15 protein-coding genes are annotated in these 18995 nt (G+C 73.0%); 6 read left to right on the top strand and 9 right to left on the bottom strand.

The features are described 5' to 3' along the window. Positions 1-4 precede the first annotated feature (4 nt). Together AC5L3C_RS25240 and AC5L3C_RS25235 are read right to left on the bottom strand one after the other, a co-directional pair. Positions 5-490, bottom strand: a complete 486-nt coding sequence (locus AC5L3C_RS25240; RefSeq protein ID WP_493651008.1) for a ribose-5-phosphate isomerase — start codon at positions 488-490, stop codon at positions 5-7. A 78-nt stretch (positions 491-568) separates the two neighbouring features. Continuing rightward, on the bottom strand, positions 569-3100 hold the full coding sequence (locus AC5L3C_RS25235) for a protein kinase domain-containing protein (protein WP_493651006.1): 2532 nt from the start codon (positions 3098-3100) through the stop codon (positions 569-571). A gap of 221 nt (positions 3101-3321) precedes the next feature. On the opposite strand from AC5L3C_RS25235, the gene AC5L3C_RS25230 reads away from it, so the two are divergent. Continuing rightward, complete coding sequence (locus AC5L3C_RS25230; protein ID WP_493651004.1) at positions 3322-4053, top strand: LPXTG cell wall anchor domain-containing protein; 732 nt, start codon at positions 3322-3324, stop codon at positions 4051-4053. 69 nt (positions 4054-4122) lie between these two features. On the opposite strand, the gene AC5L3C_RS25225 is transcribed toward AC5L3C_RS25230, so the two are convergent. Together AC5L3C_RS25225 and AC5L3C_RS25220 are read right to left on the bottom strand one after the other, a co-directional pair. Continuing rightward, on the bottom strand, positions 4123-4707 hold the full coding sequence (locus tag AC5L3C_RS25225) for a biotin transporter BioY (protein ID WP_125506493.1): 585 nt from the start codon (positions 4705-4707) through the stop codon (positions 4123-4125). Between the two features lie 657 nt (positions 4708-5364). Further along, on the bottom strand, positions 5365-6012 hold the full coding sequence (locus AC5L3C_RS25220) for a mycothiol-dependent nitroreductase Rv2466c family protein (protein WP_493651002.1): 648 nt from the start codon (positions 6010-6012) through the stop codon (positions 5365-5367). A 137-nt stretch (positions 6013-6149) separates the two neighbouring features. Between AC5L3C_RS25220 and pepN the strand changes: the two genes are divergently transcribed. Beyond that, complete coding sequence (pepN, locus tag AC5L3C_RS25215) at positions 6150-8723, top strand: aminopeptidase N (protein ID WP_493651000.1); 2574 nt, start codon at positions 6150-6152, stop codon at positions 8721-8723. Between the two features lie 195 nt (positions 8724-8918). Continuing rightward, positions 8919-9971, top strand: coding sequence for a hypothetical protein (locus AC5L3C_RS25210; RefSeq protein ID WP_493650999.1), 1053 nt, complete (start codon positions 8919-8921; stop codon positions 9969-9971). A gap of 171 nt (positions 9972-10142) precedes the next feature. Here the strand turns inward: AC5L3C_RS25210 and AC5L3C_RS25205 are convergent, their stop codons facing one another. Continuing rightward, entirely contained in the window at positions 10143-10604 is a 462-nt protein-coding gene (locus AC5L3C_RS25205; RefSeq protein WP_493650997.1) for an NUDIX hydrolase, read from the bottom strand. Positions 10605-10707: 103 nt separating this feature from the next. Between AC5L3C_RS25205 and AC5L3C_RS25200 the strand changes: the two genes are divergently transcribed. After that, positions 10708-11256: a CGNR zinc finger domain-containing protein gene (locus tag AC5L3C_RS25200; protein ID WP_493650996.1), complete on the top strand. Its 549-nt coding sequence runs from the start codon at positions 10708-10710 to the stop codon at positions 11254-11256. A 220-nt stretch (positions 11257-11476) separates the two neighbouring features. After that, positions 11477-14794 (top strand): S8 family serine peptidase, encoded by a 3318-nt coding sequence (locus AC5L3C_RS25195; RefSeq protein ID WP_493650995.1) that lies wholly within the window; start codon positions 11477-11479, stop codon positions 14792-14794. 703 nt (positions 14795-15497) lie between these two features. Here the strand turns inward: AC5L3C_RS25195 and AC5L3C_RS25190 are convergent. Together AC5L3C_RS25190 and AC5L3C_RS25185 are read right to left on the bottom strand one after the other, a co-directional pair. Beyond that, complete coding sequence (locus AC5L3C_RS25190) at positions 15498-16364, bottom strand: hypothetical protein (RefSeq protein WP_493650994.1); 867 nt, start codon at positions 16362-16364, stop codon at positions 15498-15500. Between the two features lies 1 nt (position 16365). Continuing rightward, on the bottom strand, positions 16366-16905 hold the full coding sequence (locus AC5L3C_RS25185; RefSeq protein WP_493650993.1) for an RNA polymerase sigma factor: 540 nt from the start codon (positions 16903-16905) through the stop codon (positions 16366-16368). A gap of 335 nt (positions 16906-17240) precedes the next feature. Between AC5L3C_RS25185 and AC5L3C_RS25180 the strand changes: the two genes are divergently transcribed. Beyond that, positions 17241-18257: an aspartate-semialdehyde dehydrogenase gene (locus AC5L3C_RS25180; RefSeq protein ID WP_493650992.1), complete on the top strand. Its 1017-nt coding sequence runs from the start codon at positions 17241-17243 to the stop codon at positions 18255-18257. A 59-nt stretch (positions 18258-18316) separates the two neighbouring features. On the opposite strand, the gene AC5L3C_RS25175 is transcribed toward AC5L3C_RS25180, so the two are convergent. Further along, complete coding sequence (locus tag AC5L3C_RS25175) at positions 18317-18664, bottom strand: type II toxin-antitoxin system PemK/MazF family toxin (protein ID WP_493650990.1); 348 nt, start codon at positions 18662-18664, stop codon at positions 18317-18319. Next, complete coding sequence (locus tag AC5L3C_RS25170; RefSeq protein ID WP_493650989.1) at positions 18651-18881, bottom strand: ribbon-helix-helix domain-containing protein; 231 nt, start codon at positions 18879-18881, stop codon at positions 18651-18653. The genes AC5L3C_RS25175 and AC5L3C_RS25170 overlap by 14 nt, the downstream gene beginning before the upstream one ends. Positions 18882-18995: the final 114 nt, after the last annotated feature.

Genomic DNA, 18995 nt, shown 5'->3' with positions numbered 1-18995 from the left:
CTCTCTACTGCTGGGGGTGGTGGGCCGGGATCGGGGGGAGGTCGCCGGTGGTCTCGTAGGCGGAGAGCATGTCGATGCGGCGGATGTGCCGCTCGTCGCCGGAGAACGGGGTGCTCAGGAAGGTCTCGACGAACTTCGTCGCCTCGTCCTGGCTGTGCATGCGCGCGCCCACCGCGACCACGTTGGCGTCATTGTGCTGACGCCCCAGCGCCGCCGTCTCCTCGCTCCACGCCAGGGCCGCCCGTACGCCCCTGACCTTGTTCGCGGCGATCTGCTCGCCGTTGCCGGAGCCGCCGATCACGATGCCGAGGGAGCCGGGGTCCGCGGCGGTCCGCTCGGCGGCGCGGAGGCAGAAGGGCGGGTAGTCGTCCTGGGCGTCGTAGATGTGCGGGCCGCAGTCGACGGGCTCATGTCCCGCCGCCTTGAGCCACTCGACGAGGTGGTTCTTGAGTTCGTAGCCCGCATGGTCGGAGCCGAGATACACGCGCATGCGACGAGTGTGACACGGCTGCCGCGGCGAGGCGGCGCGGGGTGGCGGGGCGCGGCGGCCGGTGCCGTCGCGGCGTCGTCACAGCACGGTGAAGCTCTCCTTCACCCTCTCGTAGGTCTTCAGCGCCGCCGCGCCGTTCTCCGGCCGGTACCAGGTGTTGATCTGGTACGACTTCCCGCCGGCGTTGAAGCCGAGCAGCCGGGCGTGCCAGGGGAGGCCCTTGAGCGTGAACGTGTACTCCCAGACCACCGCCGGGTGGCCGCGGAACGTCGTCTCCTCCAGCCGGATCTTCACGTAGTCCTGGCCCTGGTGGGCGTTGCGTTCGGAGGTCTGCCAGGTCTCGAGCAGGTCACCGCGGGCGAGGGAGGACTTGGCGGCGAGTTCCTGGTCGCCTTCGGGTGAGGTGTAGTGGATCTCCGCCCCCGTCTGCACGTCGCGGCGCCAGCCGTCGGGCGGCGCCCAGGCGAACCCGCCGGCCTCCCGGCGGGTGCCGGGCGGGAGGGTGGCGGGGCGGGAGGTGCCGGCGACGGTGGGTGAGCCGCTGCGGGTGACGGCCGGCGAGGCGCCGGCCGTGTCTTCGCTCCCGGGCTCCTCCCCGCCCCTGACCGCCAGGACGACGGCCAGTGCGGCCGCGACGCTCCCGGCGACGGCGGCCACGACGATCCGCCGCCGCGCGCCGCGCCCCGGGCGGGCCGTGTCCGGGCCGGGGGCCGGCCGCCGCACGGTGACCGCCCGAGCGACCGCGCGCTCCGCCGCGCCGCGCCGGTCCCCGGGCCCCTCGCCCGTGCCACCGATTCCGGCCCGGGCCTGGCGCTCCGGCCGCCCACGCCCGTCCCCGGGCGGCTCACCGACGCTCCCGGGCCCCGAAGGCGCGCCCCCGGGCCCACCCGGGTGCACACCGACCTCCGTGCCGCGCGGCCCCGCGCCCCCGGACGCGCCGGGCACAGGAGCCACGGCTGCGTCGGCCGTGAGGGCGCCCGCACCCGGCCCCGAGGAATCACCGCCCACCGACCCGGGAACGGCCCCCGGCACAGCGCCCACACCAGGGCCCTGCCCCACGCCCGCGGAGGAAGCAGCCTCGGCCGCGAAGGCGCCGGGGCCATCCCCCACCCCCGGGCCACACGGCCCGCCAGACCGGCCCACGCCCTCGGAGCCACCGCCCACCGCCCCGGGAACGGCCCCCGGCACAGCGCCCACACCAGGGCCCTGCCCCACGCCCGCGGAGGAAGCAGCCTCGGCCGCGAGGGCACTTGGGCCGTCCCCCGCTCCCGGGCCGTATGGCCCGCAACCCCCACTTGAGGAGTCACCGTGCACCGCCCCGGGCACACCGCCCGGCCCGGGGTCCTGCACGGCGGAGCCGGAACCTGAAGCACCATGGGCCGCGCCGGCGGCCTGTGACGCGGCTCCGGGCGCGAGGCTGTGCCGTGGGTCGGCCGGTCGGGAGGACCGGCTCCCGGAAGACGGAACAGGGGGTTCGGCCGCGGGCTCGGGTGGCCGAGGGGGCGTGCCGGGAACGGAGTCCTGCGGGCCGGTACCGGGCGGGGGGACCCCGTCCCCGGTCTGTGGAGCCGCCGGTTCGGCCGCGGGCCGGGAATCCCGGGGATCCGGACGGAACGCCGAGCCCGGGGCCGGCGATGCGGCACCGGAGTCCCCGGTTCCGGGGCCGGAGACGGACGCGGGGCAGGGCTCCCCCGCCCCGGAGGACCCGGGCCCACCACCCGGCTCCCCCACACCGGAGGGCTCGGGCCCACCGCCCCGCTCCCCCACCCCGCCGGGCTCGGGACCGGTGTTCGGATCGCCGGGGGCCACGCCCGGCACGTCTCCCCCCACCAGGGACGGGAGTGTGGGAGGTGGGGGTGGGTGGGCTATTCCGGGGAGGGTGGTGCGGAGGGAGGCCAGGGTGGGGCGGGCGTCGGGGTTCTTGTCGAGGAGGGCCGTGAGGGTGTCCCGCAACGGGCCCGCCGTGTGCGGGATTTCAGGGGGTTCGTAGAGGACCGCGTGCAGCGTGGCCAACGTGGTGGCGCGGGCGAAGGGGGAGTGGCCGGCCAGGGCCGCGCACAGCGTGGCACCCAGGGACCACAGGTCGGACGGCGGCCCCTGCGGGCGGCCGGAGACGCGTTCGGGGGCCATGTAGTCGGGGGACCCGACCAGCATCCCCACCACGGTGAGCGCCTTCGCGTCCTGCATCGCCGCGATACCGAAGTCCGTGAGGACGACACGGCGCCGCTCCCCCTCCTCCACCAGCACGTTCCCGGGTTTGATGTCCCGGTGCAGCACCCCGCGCGCATGGACCTGCCGCAGCGCCTCCAGCAATTCCAGCCCGATCTCCGCCGCCGCGCGCGGACCCAGCGGCCCGTCCTCGGCGATGATCCGCTCCAGCGAGCGGCCGTGCACCAGCTCCATGACGATCCACAGGCGTTCGCCCTCGTCGACCACGTCGTAGACCCGCACGACGTTGGGGTGGTCGATCCGGGCCGTGGCCCGCGCCTCGCGCAGGCTGCGTTCGCGGCGCGTGCCCGAGTCCTCCGCGTCCAGGCCCGCCAGCCGCATTTCCTTGACGGCGACCTCCCGGTCGAGCATTTCGTCGGCGGCCCGCCACACCCGCCCCATTCCCCCCTGACCGATACTCTGGACCAGCCGATACCGCCCCGCAACGAGCACCCCTGGAACACCGCCGTAGTTCGCTTTTCCCGGCAATGGGCTGCACCCCCTCCGCGCCGCGCCGCGTGAAACTCAATGGTCACACTTCAGGCCGTCCCAGCATAGTGCGGACAAATCTTGTGGTACCTCTTCGAGTACTGCGAATTCAGGCGCAGACAAGGGGGGCGAACATGAGTTCTCGTCGCACACACCGCATGAAGATCACCACAGGATCGCTGGTTATAGCATCTTTCTCGGCGGTGCTGACCCTGTCGGGCACGGCCGGCGCGGACGATCAGGGACCGGGGAGCAGTAAAGGGGGAAAGGCCGTCGACCCGGCACCGTCAGGGGTCGAACTGACCACACTCCTGCCCGAGAAGATCTCGGTCGACAACAGCTCGGAAAAGACGGAGATCACCGCCACGGTGAAGAACGGAGGGAGCAAGGAAAGCGGAAAGGTCAGCCTTCTCGTCGTCGGATTCGACGGCCTCACCGTCAAGAACGTCGAGGGCTGCTCCCGCATTGCCGAGAAGAATCTTCCGGAAGGCGCGAACAGCGGTTTCTCCTGCGCCGTCGACAATCTCGCGGCGGGCGCGTCGAAGTCGTACACCGTGGACGCGACGTACGACCTGAGCAAGGCGGGGAAGATCTGCCTGCCCGTGCAGAGCGCGGACGGCGGCAGGACGTTCTGGCAGCAGGGGCCGGTGCCGTTCGGCACCACCAACCCCTCGCCGAACGCCCCGGCGACCCCGCTGCTGCTCGGCACCGACAACCAGCCGGTCAGCCCCGGGGCCGATGAGCTTCCCAAGACGGGGCCCGCCGAACAGCTGGCGCTGCTGGGGGCGGCCGGTGCCTCGATGGTCGTGGCCGGCGCGGCGGCGCTGTGGTGGTCGTCGCGGCGGACGCAGGACGCGCGGGGCTGACGGCACCACGCACGAAGGCTCGCCGGCGTGGTCGGCCGGCGAGCCTCGTGTCGGTGAACCGTGCGACGGTCAGCGCTTGTTGACGAACTTCCAGGCCGTCGGCAGCACGCCCATCGCCAGGGCGGCCTTCAGGGCGTCACCGATGAGGAACGGCGTCAGGCCGGCCGCGACGGCGGCGGAGGCGGACATGTCGGCGGCGAAGGCCAGATAGGGCACGCCGACGGCGTAGATGATCGCCGAGCCGAGGGCCATGGTGCCCGCCATCCGCCAGGGGGAGCGGTCGGCGCCGCGACGGGCGAGCGCGCCCACGACGCCGGCGGCCAGCAGCATGCCGAGGATGTAGCCGAACGACGGCATCGCCATCCCCGACCCGCCCTGCGCGAACCACGGGACGCCGGCCATGCCCACCAGCGCGTACACCGCGAGGGAGGCGAGGCCCCGGCCGGCGCCGAGGGTGGTGCCGACGAGGAGCGCGGCGAAGGTCTGGCCGGTCACGGGGACCGGGGAGCCGGGCACGGGCACCGCGATCTGGGCGGCGAGGCCGGTGAGCGCGGCACCGCCGAGCACGAGAGCCGCGTCCCGGACGCGGGAGGCCGGGACGAGGTCGGCGAGGACCTGTCCGGAGCGGGCGGACGTGACGGTGGCGGTGCTCATGGGGTCTCCGCGGGGTGAGGGCGGTTGGGGACGACCGTGACGTTATCCCGGCGCCCCCGCGCCGATCACCAGCAGCGCCCGACAAAGGCTCGAACCGGGGCTTGGTGGGCTCCGGACAAAGAGCGGGGTCAATCCTGGATACGAGGTGACGCCGGTCACTGAGGTGAGGTGGCCTCGCCAACACCGGGCCCTGGGCGGGCGGCTGTAGGGAATCACCAAAGGCTCGGCCGGCTGCACCGTCCCACCCCCGGTAACCGGAGCGCCACCGTCCGCATGACGCGCGTCCACATGCTGGGCGGCTCCCCCGCGCCCGTGACCAGGGCACTCAGACTGGGCGGCGTTTTTGCCCTCTCCCGCATTGGACGACACACGCCCATGCCCAGCACCACCGTCACGTCGCCCCCGAAGCCGGTACGGGCGGCCCGCAGACCTTGGGTGCGACGGCCCTCGCGTGGACACGCGGGGGCCGTTCGGCGCGCTCAGGGCTCACGGACAGCCCTTTCCGCTGCTAGCGTGGAGATGCAGCAGTTGCAAGCTCTATGCAATAAGACCCCGTGAGCCCCCTGCCCCGTGATCGTCTTCTCACCGCTCACCCGGCAGGCGGAAAAGGGGAAGCCCTCGCGCGGTCGTGACGCGCGAGGGCTTCCGGCATACGCGTCACAGGTTGCTGAAGTCCGGCCCCTTCGTCCGCGTGCGCTTGATCTCGTAGAAGCCGGGGACGGAGGCCACCACGAGGGTGCCGTCCCACAGCCGGGCGGCCTCCTCGCCCTTGGGGGCGGGCGTGACGACCGGGCCGAAGAAGGCGATCTCCTCGCCGCCGGCGCCGGGGACGGCGATGACCGGGGTGCCGACCTCCTGGCCCACCTTGTCGATGCCCTCCTTGTGGGAGGCGCGCAGCTCCGGCTCGTACGGAGTGGAGTCCCAGTGCTCCATGAGGGAGTCGGGCAGGCCGACGTCCTTCAGGGCGGCGGCGACCGTCTCCTTGCCCGGGCCCGCGCCCTGGTTGTGGATGCGGGTGCCGAGGGCGGTGTAGAGGGCGCCGAGCACCTCGGGGCCGTGCTCCTGCTGGGCCGCGATGACCACCCGCACCGGGCCCCATGCCTGGTTCTCGAGCATGTCGCGGTACTCCGCGGGCAGCTCGTCGAGCTTGTCCTCGTTGAGGACCGCCAGACTCATCAGATGCCAGCGGACCTCGATGTCGCGCTGCTTCTCCACCTCCAGCACCCACCGGGACGTCATCCAGGCCCAGGGGCACAGCGGGTCGAACCAGAAGTCGACGGGCGTGGCAGGGGACTTGTCCGGCATGTCGCTCCCTCGGGCAGGCGATATCTCCTTGGGGCAACGCGCAGCTGGTCCCGGCCATTCCCGGCTGCCCCGCGTCAGGGGCACATGGCAGGATCGGTGCTGTCCAGCCCTGTCGACGACGCATGAGGAGTCCGCCCGTGCCCGGTGAGAATCTTGCCCGTGACGAGGCCCGGGAGCGGGCAGCGCTGCTGTCCGTCGACGGGTACGAGGTCTCCCTCGACCTGCGGTCGGCGGTCGGTGACGGTCCCGGCGAGGGGCCGCGCACCTTCCGGTCCGTGACCACCGTACGGTTCCGCTGCGCCGAGCCGGGCGCGAGCAGCTTCGCGGACCTGATCGCGCCGGGCGTGACGGCCGTCTCCCTCAACGGGCGCGACCTCGACCCGGGGGAGGTCTTCGACGGCACCCGGATCCGGCTGGAGGACCTCGCCGCCGAGAACGAACTCGTCGTGGACGCGCGGTGCGCCTACTCCCGCACCGGCGAGGGCCTGCACCGTTTCGTCGACCCCGAGGACGGCGAGGTGTACCTGTACACGCAGTACGAGCCGGCCGACTCCCGGCGCGTCTTCGCCAACTTCGAGCAGCCCGACCTCAAGGCGCCGTACCGGTTCGAGGTGCGGGCGCCCGAGGGCTGGACGGTGTGGAGCAACGGCGCCGGTGAGCTGACCGACGGGGTGTGGCGGTTCGCCGAGACCAAGCCGATCTCGACGTACATCACCTGTGTGGTCGCGGGCCCGTACCACTATGTGACGGACACCTACGAGCGGGAGTCCGAGGACGGGACGCGGCTGCGGATCCCGCTCGGCGCCATGTGCCGCAAGGGTCTCGCGCCGCACTTCGACGCCGACGACGTGTTCCTGGTGACCAAGCAGGGCCTGGACTTCTTCCACGACCACTTCGACTATCCGTACCCCTTCGGGAAGTACGACCAGGCGTTCGTGCCCGAGTACAACCTGGGCGCGATGGAGAACCCGGGGATGGTCACCTTCCGCGAGGAGTTCATCTTCCGGGGCAAGGTCACGCGGGCGTCGTACGAGGGCCGCGCCAATGTGATCCTGCACGAGATGGCGCACATGTGGTTCGGTGACCTGGTCACCATGGAGTGGTGGGACGACCTGTGGCTGAAGGAGTCCTTCGCCGACTTCATGGGCGCCTTCTCGCTGGTCGGCGCCACCCGCTTCACCGACGGCTGGATCACCTTCGCCAACCGCCGCAAGGCGTGGGCCTACCGGGCGGATCAGCTGCCCTCCACGCACCCGATCACCGCGGACATCCGCGACCTCCAGGACGCCAAACTCAACTTCGACGGCATCACGTACGCCAAGGGCGCCTCGGTGCTCAAACAACTGGTGGCGTACGTCGGCCAGGACGCGTTCCTGGAGGGCGCCCGGCGCTACTTCAAGCGGCACGCGTACGGCAACACGCGCCTCGGTGACCTGCTGTCGGTCCTTGAGGAGACCAGTGGCCGGGACATGGGTGCCTGGGCCCGGTCCTGGCTCCAGACGGCGGGCGTCAACTCGCTGACCCCGCAGGTGCTGCTGACCGCAGACGGCCGGATCGACGAGCTGGCGGTGGTGCAGGAGGCCCCCGAGTCGCACCCCGAACTGCGCCCGCACCGGGTGGCGGTGGGCCTGTACCGGCGCACGGAGTCCGGTGCCCTCGAGCGGTACGCGCAGGCCGAGACGGACGTCGAGGGGGCGCGGACGCTCGTGCCGGAGCTGGCGGGCGCGGACGCGCCGGAGCTGGTGCTGGTCAACGACGACGACCTGACGTACTGCAAGACCCGCTTCGACACGACGTCGCTGGCCACGCTGCGCGAGCACCTGGGCGCGCTGACCGACCCGCTGGCCCGTGCGCTGTGCTGGTCGGCGCTGTGGAACATGACGCGCGACGCGCTGCTTCCGGCCCGGGAGTTCATCGGCCTGGTGCTGCGGTTCGCGGACCGGGAGACCGACATCGGCGTGCTCCAGATGCTGCACGCGTGGGCCGAGTCGGCGGCCGTCCACTACACCGTGCCCGAGCTGCGCGAGCAGGCCGGGCGGCGGCTCGCCGAGGGCGCCGTGGCCCAGCTGCGCGCCGCGGAGGCGGGCAGCGAGCACCAGCTGGCCTGGGCGCGGTTCTTCGCCCACACGGCCGGCGCGCCGGCCGACTTCGAGCTGCTGACCTCGCTCCTCGACGGCACCACGGGGATCGAGGGGCTGGAGGTGGACCAGGAGCTGCGCTGGGCGTTCCTGGAGCCGCTGGCCGCGCACGGCGTGGCGGACGAGAAGCGGCTGGACGAGGAACTGGCCCGGGACGACACCGCGTCCGGCAGGCGGCACCACGTGCGCTGTCTGGCCGCCCGGCCGTCGGCGGCGGTCAAGGCGCAGTGCTGGGCGCAGGTCGTGGAGTCCGACACGCTGTCCAACGCGCTGGTGGAGGCGACGATCGCGGGCTTCGCCCAGCCGTCCCGGCGGGAGCTGACCGCCCCGTACGCGGAGAAGTACTTCGCGGCGATCGAGCGGGTGTGGCGGGAGCGGTCGATCCAGATCGCCATGCACGTGGTGCGGGGCCTGTTCCCCTCCCTCCAGGACTCGCGGGAGACGCTGGAGGCGACGGACGCGTGGCTCGCCGCCCACGAGGACGCGGCCCTGGCGCTGCGCCGCCTGGTGCTGGAGGCCCGGGACGACCTGGCCCGTGCGCTGCGGGGCCAGGAGTGCGACCGTGCCGCGTAGCTTTGGCCCATGATTTGGCGTTCCGTCATCGTTACGGAAGTACGTCAATAGCAGCCGTAACCCCTGGTCCGCACACGAACGGACCAGGGGTTTTCGGTATCCGAACAGGCGTCCTTTAGGGCATGCTTGTCCTCATTTGTCGACGAGCCTGTAACAGGGGTTCGGGGACCGCCCGGAGACGGGAAATTGCCGGGCATGAACCACAACACCCCGCTCTCCCCCCGCCCCCTGCACCACCTCTCCACCGGCACCGGGCTCCGGGTGCTGACCCACGCACAGCTGCGCGCCCACGGCATCTCCGCCGCGGAGGCCGGCGAGCGGTGCCGTCCCGGGGGACCCTGGCAGCATCTCCTCCCGGGCGTCGTCCTGCTCCACCCCGGCCCGCCGACCAGTGAGGAGCGGCTGCACGCGGTGCTGCTGTACGCGGCACGGGAGCGGACCACGGGCGTTCCCGTCCAGCCCGGCGCGGGCGAGCCGCCCGCCTCCCGCTACGGCGAGGTGATGATCAGCGGGCTGGCCGCGCTGACCCTGCACGGCTTCTCCTGCGCTCCCCCGCTGCCGTCGCTGGAGACCTTCGACGTCCTGGTCCCGCGGCTGCGCCGGCTGCGCTCGGCCGGCTGCGCCCGGATCGTGCGCACCGCCGCCCTGCCCGTCCCCGAGCAGGTCACGGGCCTGCCGGTGGCGCCCGTCGCCCGCGCGCTGGCCGACGCGGTGGCGGGCCTGGAGGACGCGGCCACCGTACGGCGGCTGCTGACGGAGGCGGTACGGGGCGGCCACTGCGAGCCGGCGGCCGTGGTGCGGGAACTGACCGGCGCCAAGCTGCTGAACCGGCCGCACGTGGTGGACGCGGTGGACTCGCTGCTGGCCGAGGGCCGGACGCTCGCGGAGGCGCGGCTGTACCGCATGGTCCGCGAGCACGGCCTGCCGGACCCCTGCTGGAACGTCGACCTGCGCCTGCCGGGCGGCCCTCACCTGGGCGGCGTCGACGCGTACTGGCCCGACCACTCGGTGGCGGTCGAACTGGACACCCGCGCCCCCCGCCCCGGCCGGCGCCCCGAGGACGACGTCGAGTGGGCGGAGTACACCCGCAAGCGGGAACACCTGGAACGCCTGGGCATCACGGTGGTGCACATCACCCCGCGCAAGCTCCGGGACGCGATGGAGCAACAGGCGGCGGTGGTCCGCACGGCCCTGATGACCTCGGCCGACCGCGATCCCGCGGCCTACGTCGTTGCTCTGCCGCGCTAGCCGCCGGGCGGCACCAGGAGGGGAGAGGAGAGGCCGCCGGCATGGCACGCCGCGCGGCCGCTCCTCGTGCGGACGCGGAGGCGGGTTCGGAGGGACGGGGCGGGAGGACGTGGTGCGTGTCCACGGCGGGGGCCGCCCGTACGCCGGGGCGGGGGCCGCCCGTACGCCGGGTCACCCGCCGGTGGCGGGCTCCGCGCGGCCCGTCGGGGGGCGCTCGTGCCACAGGCGCAGGGCGATGTCGACCAGGGGGACCCGGACCAGGTCCGGGACGGCGGTGAGGGGCTGCCAGGCGGCGAGTTCCGTGGAGCCGCCGACCTCGTTGCGCAGTTCCCCGCCGGTGACGCGGCCCTCGTAGACCAGCCGTACGGCGTGGTGGTCGACGGTGCGGCCGAGGCGGCCGGGCAGGGCGCGGCGGACGGAGTCCACGCCGAGCAGCCCGGTGACCTCGATCAGGTAGCCGGTCTCCTCCTCGACCTCCCGGCGCACGGTGTCGCAGGGGTCCTCGCCGTGCTCCATGCCGCCGCCCGGCAGCACCCACTCCGGGACGCCGTCGGGGCCCGGGGACCGGGCGAGCAGGAACTGGCCGTCGCGCATCACCACGGCGTAGGCCGCCACCCTCAACGTCTGTCGCATCAGGGGACGTTAACCCGCCGGGCGGGACACCGGCAGGGCTCCCCGCACACCCCGCGCAACCGGTCACGTATCCTTGAGAGGTTAGCCAGGAAAGGAGCCGCCCATGTCCGCACCGGACCGCACCGACCCGCGGCCGCTGACCGGTGAGCCGCTCGCCCTGGACCTGCTCAACACGCGGTGGGTCCGCGATGCCGTCACGCTGGACCTGCTCGACGGGACCGACGGGCTCGCGGTGTGGCTGGACGCGCACGGCCTGGGCGACCGGTTCCGCGCCGACGCGGCGACCCTGCGGCACACCCTCGAGGCACGGGACGCGCTGCTCGGCGCGGTGGAGGGCGGCTCCGGCCGGGGCGCCGAGGCCGTGGACGCCGTACTCGCGCACGGACGGATCCGGGCCACGCTCACCGCGGACGGGCCGGGTGAGCGGCCCGAGTTCGACGACCCCTCGTGGGGCCCGGCCTGGCTCGCCGCCCGCGACTACCTCCGGCTGCTCCAGACCGCGCCCGACCGGATCCGCGCCTGCGCCCACGAGGCGTGCACGCTGCACTTCTTCGACACCTCGCGCAACGGCACCCGCCGCTGGTGCTCCATGGCGTCGTGCGGCAACCGGGCGAAGGCGTCCCGGCACTACGCGCGCACGAAGGACGCCTGACTCCGCGCAGGCAAGGGCGAGTTGTCCGCTTCGGGCGCCATCCCCCCATAAGCGCACCGGGGGTTTTCCCCACACATCCATTTCGCCTCGAACAACTCTCCCCAAATAGCAGTCCCTTGCGTAAGGCTCAACGATCGTCCGGGGCCGTTTTCCGGGCCGCCGGCCCGGGACGAACGGCTCCGGCCGCTCCCGACCGTTCCTTTACGTGCAAGGGATGCCGATGACCCACACCCCCCGCGCCCCCATATCGGGCACCAGACGCGCGGCCCGCATCGCCGTGGCCGCCGGACTCGTCGCCGCGCTCGCCGCGGCCGGGCCGATACCCGTGGCCCTCGCCGCCGACACGCCGCCCGCCACCCCGGCCGACGCCGACGTCAAGTCCGCCGACGACAAGCTCGGCGCGGACGACGCGGACCTGCTCTCCGAGGCCAAGGCCGAGGGCGCCAAGCACGTCACGATGATGATCGCCACCGCGCCCGGACAGACCGAGCAGGTCGCCGAGCAGCTGAACGCGGTCAAGGGCGGCTCGGTCGGCCGGACCGACGACAAGCTCGGCTACGTCCGCGCCACCGTCCCCACCAGCAGGGCGGACGCCGCGATCGCCGCCGCCACCAAGCTCTCCTCCGTGCACGGGGTCGACCTGCGCGACGAGATCCCGCTGGACGACCCGCGGCCCGGCGCGGACACCACCGGCCACGCCGGCAAGGGCCGCGGCCACCACGGCCGCGCCTACCCCGGTCCCGACCGGCGCACCCCCGCGAAGAACCCGTACAACCCGTCCTTCGAGACCGGCGCCGTCGAGTTCGTCAAGGACCACCCGCGCGCCGACGGCCGCGGCATCACCATCGGCATCCTCGACTCCGGCGTGGACCTCGCCCATCCGGCGCTGCAGAAGACCACCACCGGCGAACGCAAGATCGTCGACTGGGTGACGGCGACCGACCCGGTCGTCGACAGCGACCGGACCTGGCGTCCGATGGTCTCCTCCGTCTCCGGACCGACCTTCACCTACGGCGGCACGACCTGGAGCGCGCCCGAGGGCTCGTACCGGATCAGCACCTTCCTGGAGTCGTACACCACCGGCGGCGACGCGGCCGGTGACGCCAACCGCGACGGCGACACCACCGACTCCTGGGGCGTGCTCTACGACCCCGCCGCCGGCACGGTCCGCGTCGACCTGAACAACAACCACGACTTCGGTGACGACACCCCGATGAAGCCGTACAAGGACGGCTTCCAGATCGGGTACTTCGGCACCGACGACCCGAAGACCGATGTCGCCGAGCGCCAGCCGTTCGTCGTGGAGATCCGCAAGGACGTCCCGATGGACCCCTACGGCGGTGACTGGGTCGGCCAGAAGGCGGACTTCGTCAACATCGGTGTCATCGAGTCCGAGCACGGCACACACGTCGCCGGCATCACCGCCGCCAACGGCCTGTTCGGCGGGCGGATGGACGGCGCCGCCCCCGGCGCGAAGCTCGTCTCCTCCCGCGCCTGCACCTGGACCGGCGGCTGCACCAACGTCGCGCTCACCGAAGGCATGATCGACCTCGTCACCAAGCGCGGCGTCGACATCGTCAACATGTCCATCGGCGGGCTGCCGGCGCTCAACGACGGCAACAACGCCCGCGTGGAGCTCTACAACCGCCTGATCGACACCTACGGCGTCCAGCTGGTGATCTCCGCGGGCAACTCCGGCCCCGGCGCCAACACCATCGGCGACCCCGGCCTCGCCGACAAGGTGATCTCCGTCGGCGCGTCCGTCTCCCGCGAGACCTGGGCCGCCAACTACGGCTCCGAGGTGCGGACCAAGTACGACATGATGCCCTTCTCCTCGCGCGGCCCGCGCGAGGACGGCGGCTTCACCCCGACGCTCGTCGCGCCCGGCGCGGCGGTCAACACCATCCAGACCTGGCTGCCCGGCGCCCCGGTCCCCGAGGCGGGCTACGACCTCCCGGCCGGCTACGGCATGCTCCAGGGCACGTCGATGGCCTCCCCGCAGGCCGCCGGAGCCTCCGCGCTGCTGCTGTCCGCGGCGAAGCAGAAGCGCATCGACCTCACCCCGGCGAAGCTGCGCACCGCCCTGACCTCCACCGCCGAGCACATCCGCGGTGTGCAGGCCTACGAGGAGGGCGCCGGCCTCATCGACATCGAGGACGCCTGGGACGCCATCCGTGACGGCGCCACCGCGCACCGGTACACGGTGAAGGCGCCGGTCGACACCGCGATCGACCAGTTCCTGGAGACCCCGGGCTTCGGCACCGGCCTCTACGACCGCGAGGGCGGCCTGAAGGCGGGCCAGAAGAAGACGTACGACATCACGATCACCCGTACGTCCGGCCCGGACCGCGCGATCCGCCACGAACTCGACCTCGAGAACAACGCGGGCCGCACCTTCCGGATCCTCGGCGACGACGACATCCGGCTGCCGCTGAACAAGCCGGTGACCGTCAAGGTGCAGGCCCGGCCCGGTTCGGCCGGCCTCAAGAGCGCGATCCTCGAGGTCGACGACCCGCGCACCGAGGGCGTCGACCGGCAGATCCTCACCACCGTGGTCGTCTCCACGCCGGTGAACCACACGTTCTCCGTCTCGGGCAAGGCCCAGCGCAACGACACGACCTCCTACTTCCTCACCGTGCCCGAGGGCGCGAGGACGCTGGAGGTCGCCCTGAGCGGGCTGAAGGGCAAGAGCCAGACGCGGTTCATCGCCATTCACCCCTACGGCGTCCCGGCCGACCCGACGTCGACGATCTACTGCTACCCGAACTACGACAACCCGACCAACCCCTGCCGCCCCGACGTGCGTTCGTACGCGGACCCGCAGCCGGGCGTCTGGGAGGTCGAGGTCGAGTCGCGCCGTACCTCGCCGCTGCTCGACAACCCGTACAAGCTCGACGTCGCCGTGCTCGGCGCGGCCTTCGACCCGGAGACCGTGACCGTGTCCGAGGCGAAGATCGGCACGCCGGCCACCGTCTCGTGGGACGTGACCAACGAGTTCGCCGCGCTGGAGGGCAAGCTGGTCGGCGGGCCGCTCGGCTCGTCCAAGACCGACCGACCGGCGATCCGTACGGGTGAGACCCACACGACGACGGTCGAGGTGCCCGAGGGCGCCGCGTCGCTCGACGTGTCCATCGGCAACGTCTCCGACACCTCCGCCGACCTGGACCTGACGGTCTACGACGCGGACGGCAACCGGGTCGCCCAGTCCGCGGACGGCGACTCGGAGGAGTCGGTGTCCATCCCCGACCCGGCGGCCGGTGAGTACACGGTCGAGGTCGTGGGCTACTCGGTCCCGGCCGGTTCCACGGACTACGACTACCGGGACGTCTTCTTCTCCGCGACGCTCGGTTCCGTCGACGTCGACGGCTCCACGCCGGTGGACCTCGGCACGGGCGACTCGGCCACCGTCTCCGGCGAGGTCACCGTCACGGCGGAGGCCCCCGAGGGCCGGGCGTTCTTCGGCCGGGTCCAACTGGTCAACGCCCGCGGCACGGTGGCGGGCATTGGCAACGTGGCCATCGAGAAGGTCGTCCCGTAGCCGGCCGACCCGACACCATTGGAGGGGCGGGCGCCCACACGGGCACCCGCCCCTCCGTCACGTCACGGGCCGGACCACGCACCCCCGGCAGACGATGCGCCGCCCAGCCCCCTCTCGCGAGCGCCCCCCGCCTCACCGACACCCGCGCGGACCCCAAGCCGCACGTCACAGCGCACAGCGCACGCCGCACGTCACAGCGCACGCCGCACGCCGCACGCCGCGAGGCAACGACACGCGTCCCCTCCCGAGCGGCCTCCACCCCACCGGCAACGCAGGCGCCGACGCGCCCCCAGCCGCCGGTCAGGACACGCGTGCCGGACGGCAATGCGACGCCCCGGCACCCGCTCCCGAGCGACCCCCGCCTCGCCCGCGACCACTGCGACGGGGCAGACACACCTCCGTCGCGCTCGGCACCCCCTCTCGGCCACAGGTCAGCGCACGCGCGCAGGCAGCCGGCCGACAACTCGACACCGCTCCCGAGTAGCCTCTCCTCACCGACAGCCACCCGGCGGGGCAGGTGCACCCGCGCCTCCAGCACGCGCGGCGCCCCCCCCGCTCAGCCGCAGGTCAGCGCACGGCGCGCAGGCAGCCAGGCGGCAGCACGGCCCTGCTCCCGAGCCGCCTCCACCTCACCGACAACCACCCCGGCGGGGCAGGTGCCCCCGCCGACACCCGCCCCTCCCGCGCGCGCAGCGCTTCCACCTCAGTCGCAGGTCAGTGAGCGCGCCGCCGACAGCGAAGCGACGATCTGGGCCCGTTCGGAGACGATCTCCTGTTCGTCGACGATCACCGTGTCGGGGCGGTCGTCGTCCAGGGGGATGCCGACCAGGACGCGGTCGCCCGGGCTCAGGGGGGTCGTCTCGACGACGTCCTGGAGGAACGTGACCTCGCCCTCACCCTTGTAGTACCGGCTCACCCGGAGCGTGACGCGTTCCGTTCCGGCCACCGCCCCCGGTACCGGCTCCACCGACGCCACCGACCCCTCGGCGACGAGGCGCGCGCACGCGAGGTAGCGGGGGCTGCCGAAGGCGGAACCGCTCGCCTCCCGGGAGTCGGCGGCCGCGCTGCCGCCCGCCGAGTCGTCCATGCCGCCCTCGCTCTGCGTCACGAGCCACCCCATGCCGAGCACGAGCCCCGCGGCGGCAGCGGCGAGCGCCCAGCCGAGGACGGCCTTCCCCACCCGCCTGCGCCTCCGGTGCGGGCGGCTCAGCGGGACGGGGGGCGGCGGCGGGGCCGGGGCGGCCGGGGGGTGGCCCGGCCCGGTGTCGGGGGCCGGCCGCTTCCCGGGGTGAGCGGCCGGGTGTCGCCCCGGGGGAGTCTCCTCCGGGGCGGCGAGCGCGTCGCCGATCCGCGTCAGCTGCTCGCGCAGGACCGCGAGGTCGGCGAGAGCCGCCGTGTGTTCCGCGAGGAACGCCGGGTCCCGCCGGGCCTCCTCCGGCAGCGGCTCGTCGACAAGGGCGGCCATCAGCGCGTCCAGGCCGCCGTACTCGGGGCCGCCGTACTCGGGGCCGCCGTACTCGGGCTCGTCGTGCTCGGGGCCGTCGTAGTCGGGCTCGTCGTGGGCGGTCACGTCACACCACCTCGTCATCGTGCAGCCGGGCGCGCAGCGCGCGCACCGCCGTGTGCAGCCGGCTCTTGACCGTGCCCTCCGGAACGCCGAGCTGCTCGGCTATGGACCGCACCGGCAGGTCGGCGTAGAACCGCAGCACGACGACCTGCCGCTGCGCGTCGGGCAGCTGGTCCAGGCCACGGGCGACGGCCAGGGACAGCAGGCTGGCCTCCTCCCCGGAGGGCGCCGTCTCCGCGGGCCGCAGCGCGGCCAGCCGCTCCCCGAGCCGCTCCTGGCGGCGCTTGGCCCGGTGCCAGTCCATGGCGAGGTTGGAGGCGACGACCGCCGCCCACGCCGAGACGTCCCGCGGCGCCTCCCTGCCGCTCGCGGCACGTTCCAGCAGCCGCAGGCGGACCTGCTGCACCCCGTCCAGCAGGTCCGCCTGCGGCACCCCGCCCAGTGCGAGCACCGCCCGCACCCGGCGTTCCTGCGCCGCGTCCAGCGGATCGTCGTCGGCAGCGACGTACGTCCCCCGGCCGCGCCGGGCCCTTCCGCGCAGCACTGGCCACCCCCCTCACGCTGTTTCTCCTACGACGCCACTCCCGCCCGGATCGTTCACGCGACTTTCCCGGATGCCGCCGAGGCGTACGTCACATCCCCGTGTGGGCGAGAACGAACCGGGCAGGGGACCTTGCGGTCCGCACCCCCAACGAGCTGAATTCCTGTAGCTCAGCGGGGCTACGACCGAAGGTCCGCAACCCGCGCGCCGCGGCCCGCCGTCCCAGTGGGCGGGCAGAGCGGGCAAAGAATTGGACAGCCGGGCCGTGGTCGGCCGCATCATGGAAGAGCCTCGGCCAGGCACATCAGGTACGTACCAGGACGCAGTAGGGAGTCGCCGTGAGGGTCGGAATCGTCGGAGCCACCGGTCAGGTGGGCACGGTCATGCGCAGGATCCTCAAGGAGCGGAACTTCCCCGTCACGGAGCTGCGCCTGTTCGCCTCGGCCCGTTCCGCCGGCACCGAGCTCGACGGCGTGACGGTGGAGGACGCGGCCGCCGCCGACTACACCGGCCTGGACATCGTGCTGTTCTCCGCGGGCGGCGCGACCTCGAAGGCGCTGGCCGAGAAGGTCGCCTCGCAGGGCGCCGTCGTGATCGACAACTCCTCCGCCTGGCGCAAGGACCCCGAGGTCCCGCTCGTCGTCTCCGAGGTCAACCCGCACGCGATCGCGAACCGCCCCAAGGGCATCATCGCCAACCCGAACTGCACCACGATGGCCGCGATGCCGGTGCTGCGTCCGCTGCACGCGGAGGCGGGCCTGGAGGCGCTGGTCGTCGCCACGTACCAGGCGGTGTCCGGCTCCGGCCTCGCGGGCGTGGCGGAGCTGCACGGCCAGACCCAGAAGGTGGTCGACGAGGCCGACAAGCTGACCCACGACGGCGCGGCGGTCGACTTCCCCGAGCCCGGTGTCTACAAGCGCCCCATCGCCTTCAACGTGCTGCCCTTCGCGGGCAACCTCGTCGACGACGGTCTGAACGAGACCGACGAGGAGCAGAAGCTGCGCAACGAGTCCCGCAAGATCCTGGAGATCCCCGGGCTCAAGGTCTCCGGCACCTGTGTGCGCGTCCCGGTGTTCTCCGGCCACTCGCTGCAGATCAACGCCCGCTTCGCCCGCCCGATCAGCGCCGAGCGCGCGACCGAGCTGCTGGCGGACGCCCCGGGTGTCGTCCTCACCGACATTCCCACGCCGCTCCAGGCGGCCGGCCAGGACCCGTCGTACGTGGGCCGTATCCGTGCCGACGAGACGGTGGACAACGGCCTGGCGCTGTTCGTCTCCAACGACAACCTCCGCAAGGGCGCGGCGCTGAACGCGGTGCAGATCGCGGAGCTGGTGGCACAGGAGCTGCGCGGCTGACGACGCCGCAGGCATGGCCGAGGGGGCGGGCCACCGGTGGGCCCGCCCCCTCGGCGCGCTCAGAGCGCCAGGTGCCGCCGCAGCGCCACGTCGATGTCGGCCATCCGCTGCCGGGGGACGGCACCGACCCGGTGCAGCAGCCGGTCCGGCGCGACGGCGCGCACCTGCTCGCACTGCGCCTTGGAGTCCTTGGGCAGCCGGCTCTCGTCGGCGTGCAGGAAGACCTGGAACGACAGGACCCGCGTGGTGTTCGACGTCAGCGGCACGACACTCACGACGCCGCGGCCGTTCCGCTCGACGGATTCGTTGGCACCGTCGTTGGACACGATCACGGCGGGCCTGACCTTGTTGGCCTCGCTGCCCCTGACCGGCTCCAGGTCCACCATGTAGATGTCACCACGTCTCATCGGCGATCCCGTCCCCGCTCGTCCGGTCCCAGGCGGCGGCGTCCTCGCCCGCGTCCCACTCGGCGAACGCCTCGGTGTACTCCTGTACGAGCTGCGCCTGCCGCAGCAGCTCGATCGCGGCGTGTATCACGGCCGACCTGGATTCGGCCTCCGTGCGCTCGGCGTACTCGTCGACGAAGGCGACATCCTCCTGAGGCAGACTCACACTGATCTTCATACACTCGATGCTACTCCGGGTAGGAACATCTTGGCCACCCGAGAACTCCGAATGCGCCGGAACCGCCCGTCGGGGCCGTCCGGACGGCCCCGACACAGGGGTATCCCCATGATC

The organism is Streptomyces speibonae, assembly GCF_984686075.1.
Note: the sequence above shows the minus strand (reverse complement) of the source record. Positions and strands in the feature narration are given on the sequence as shown.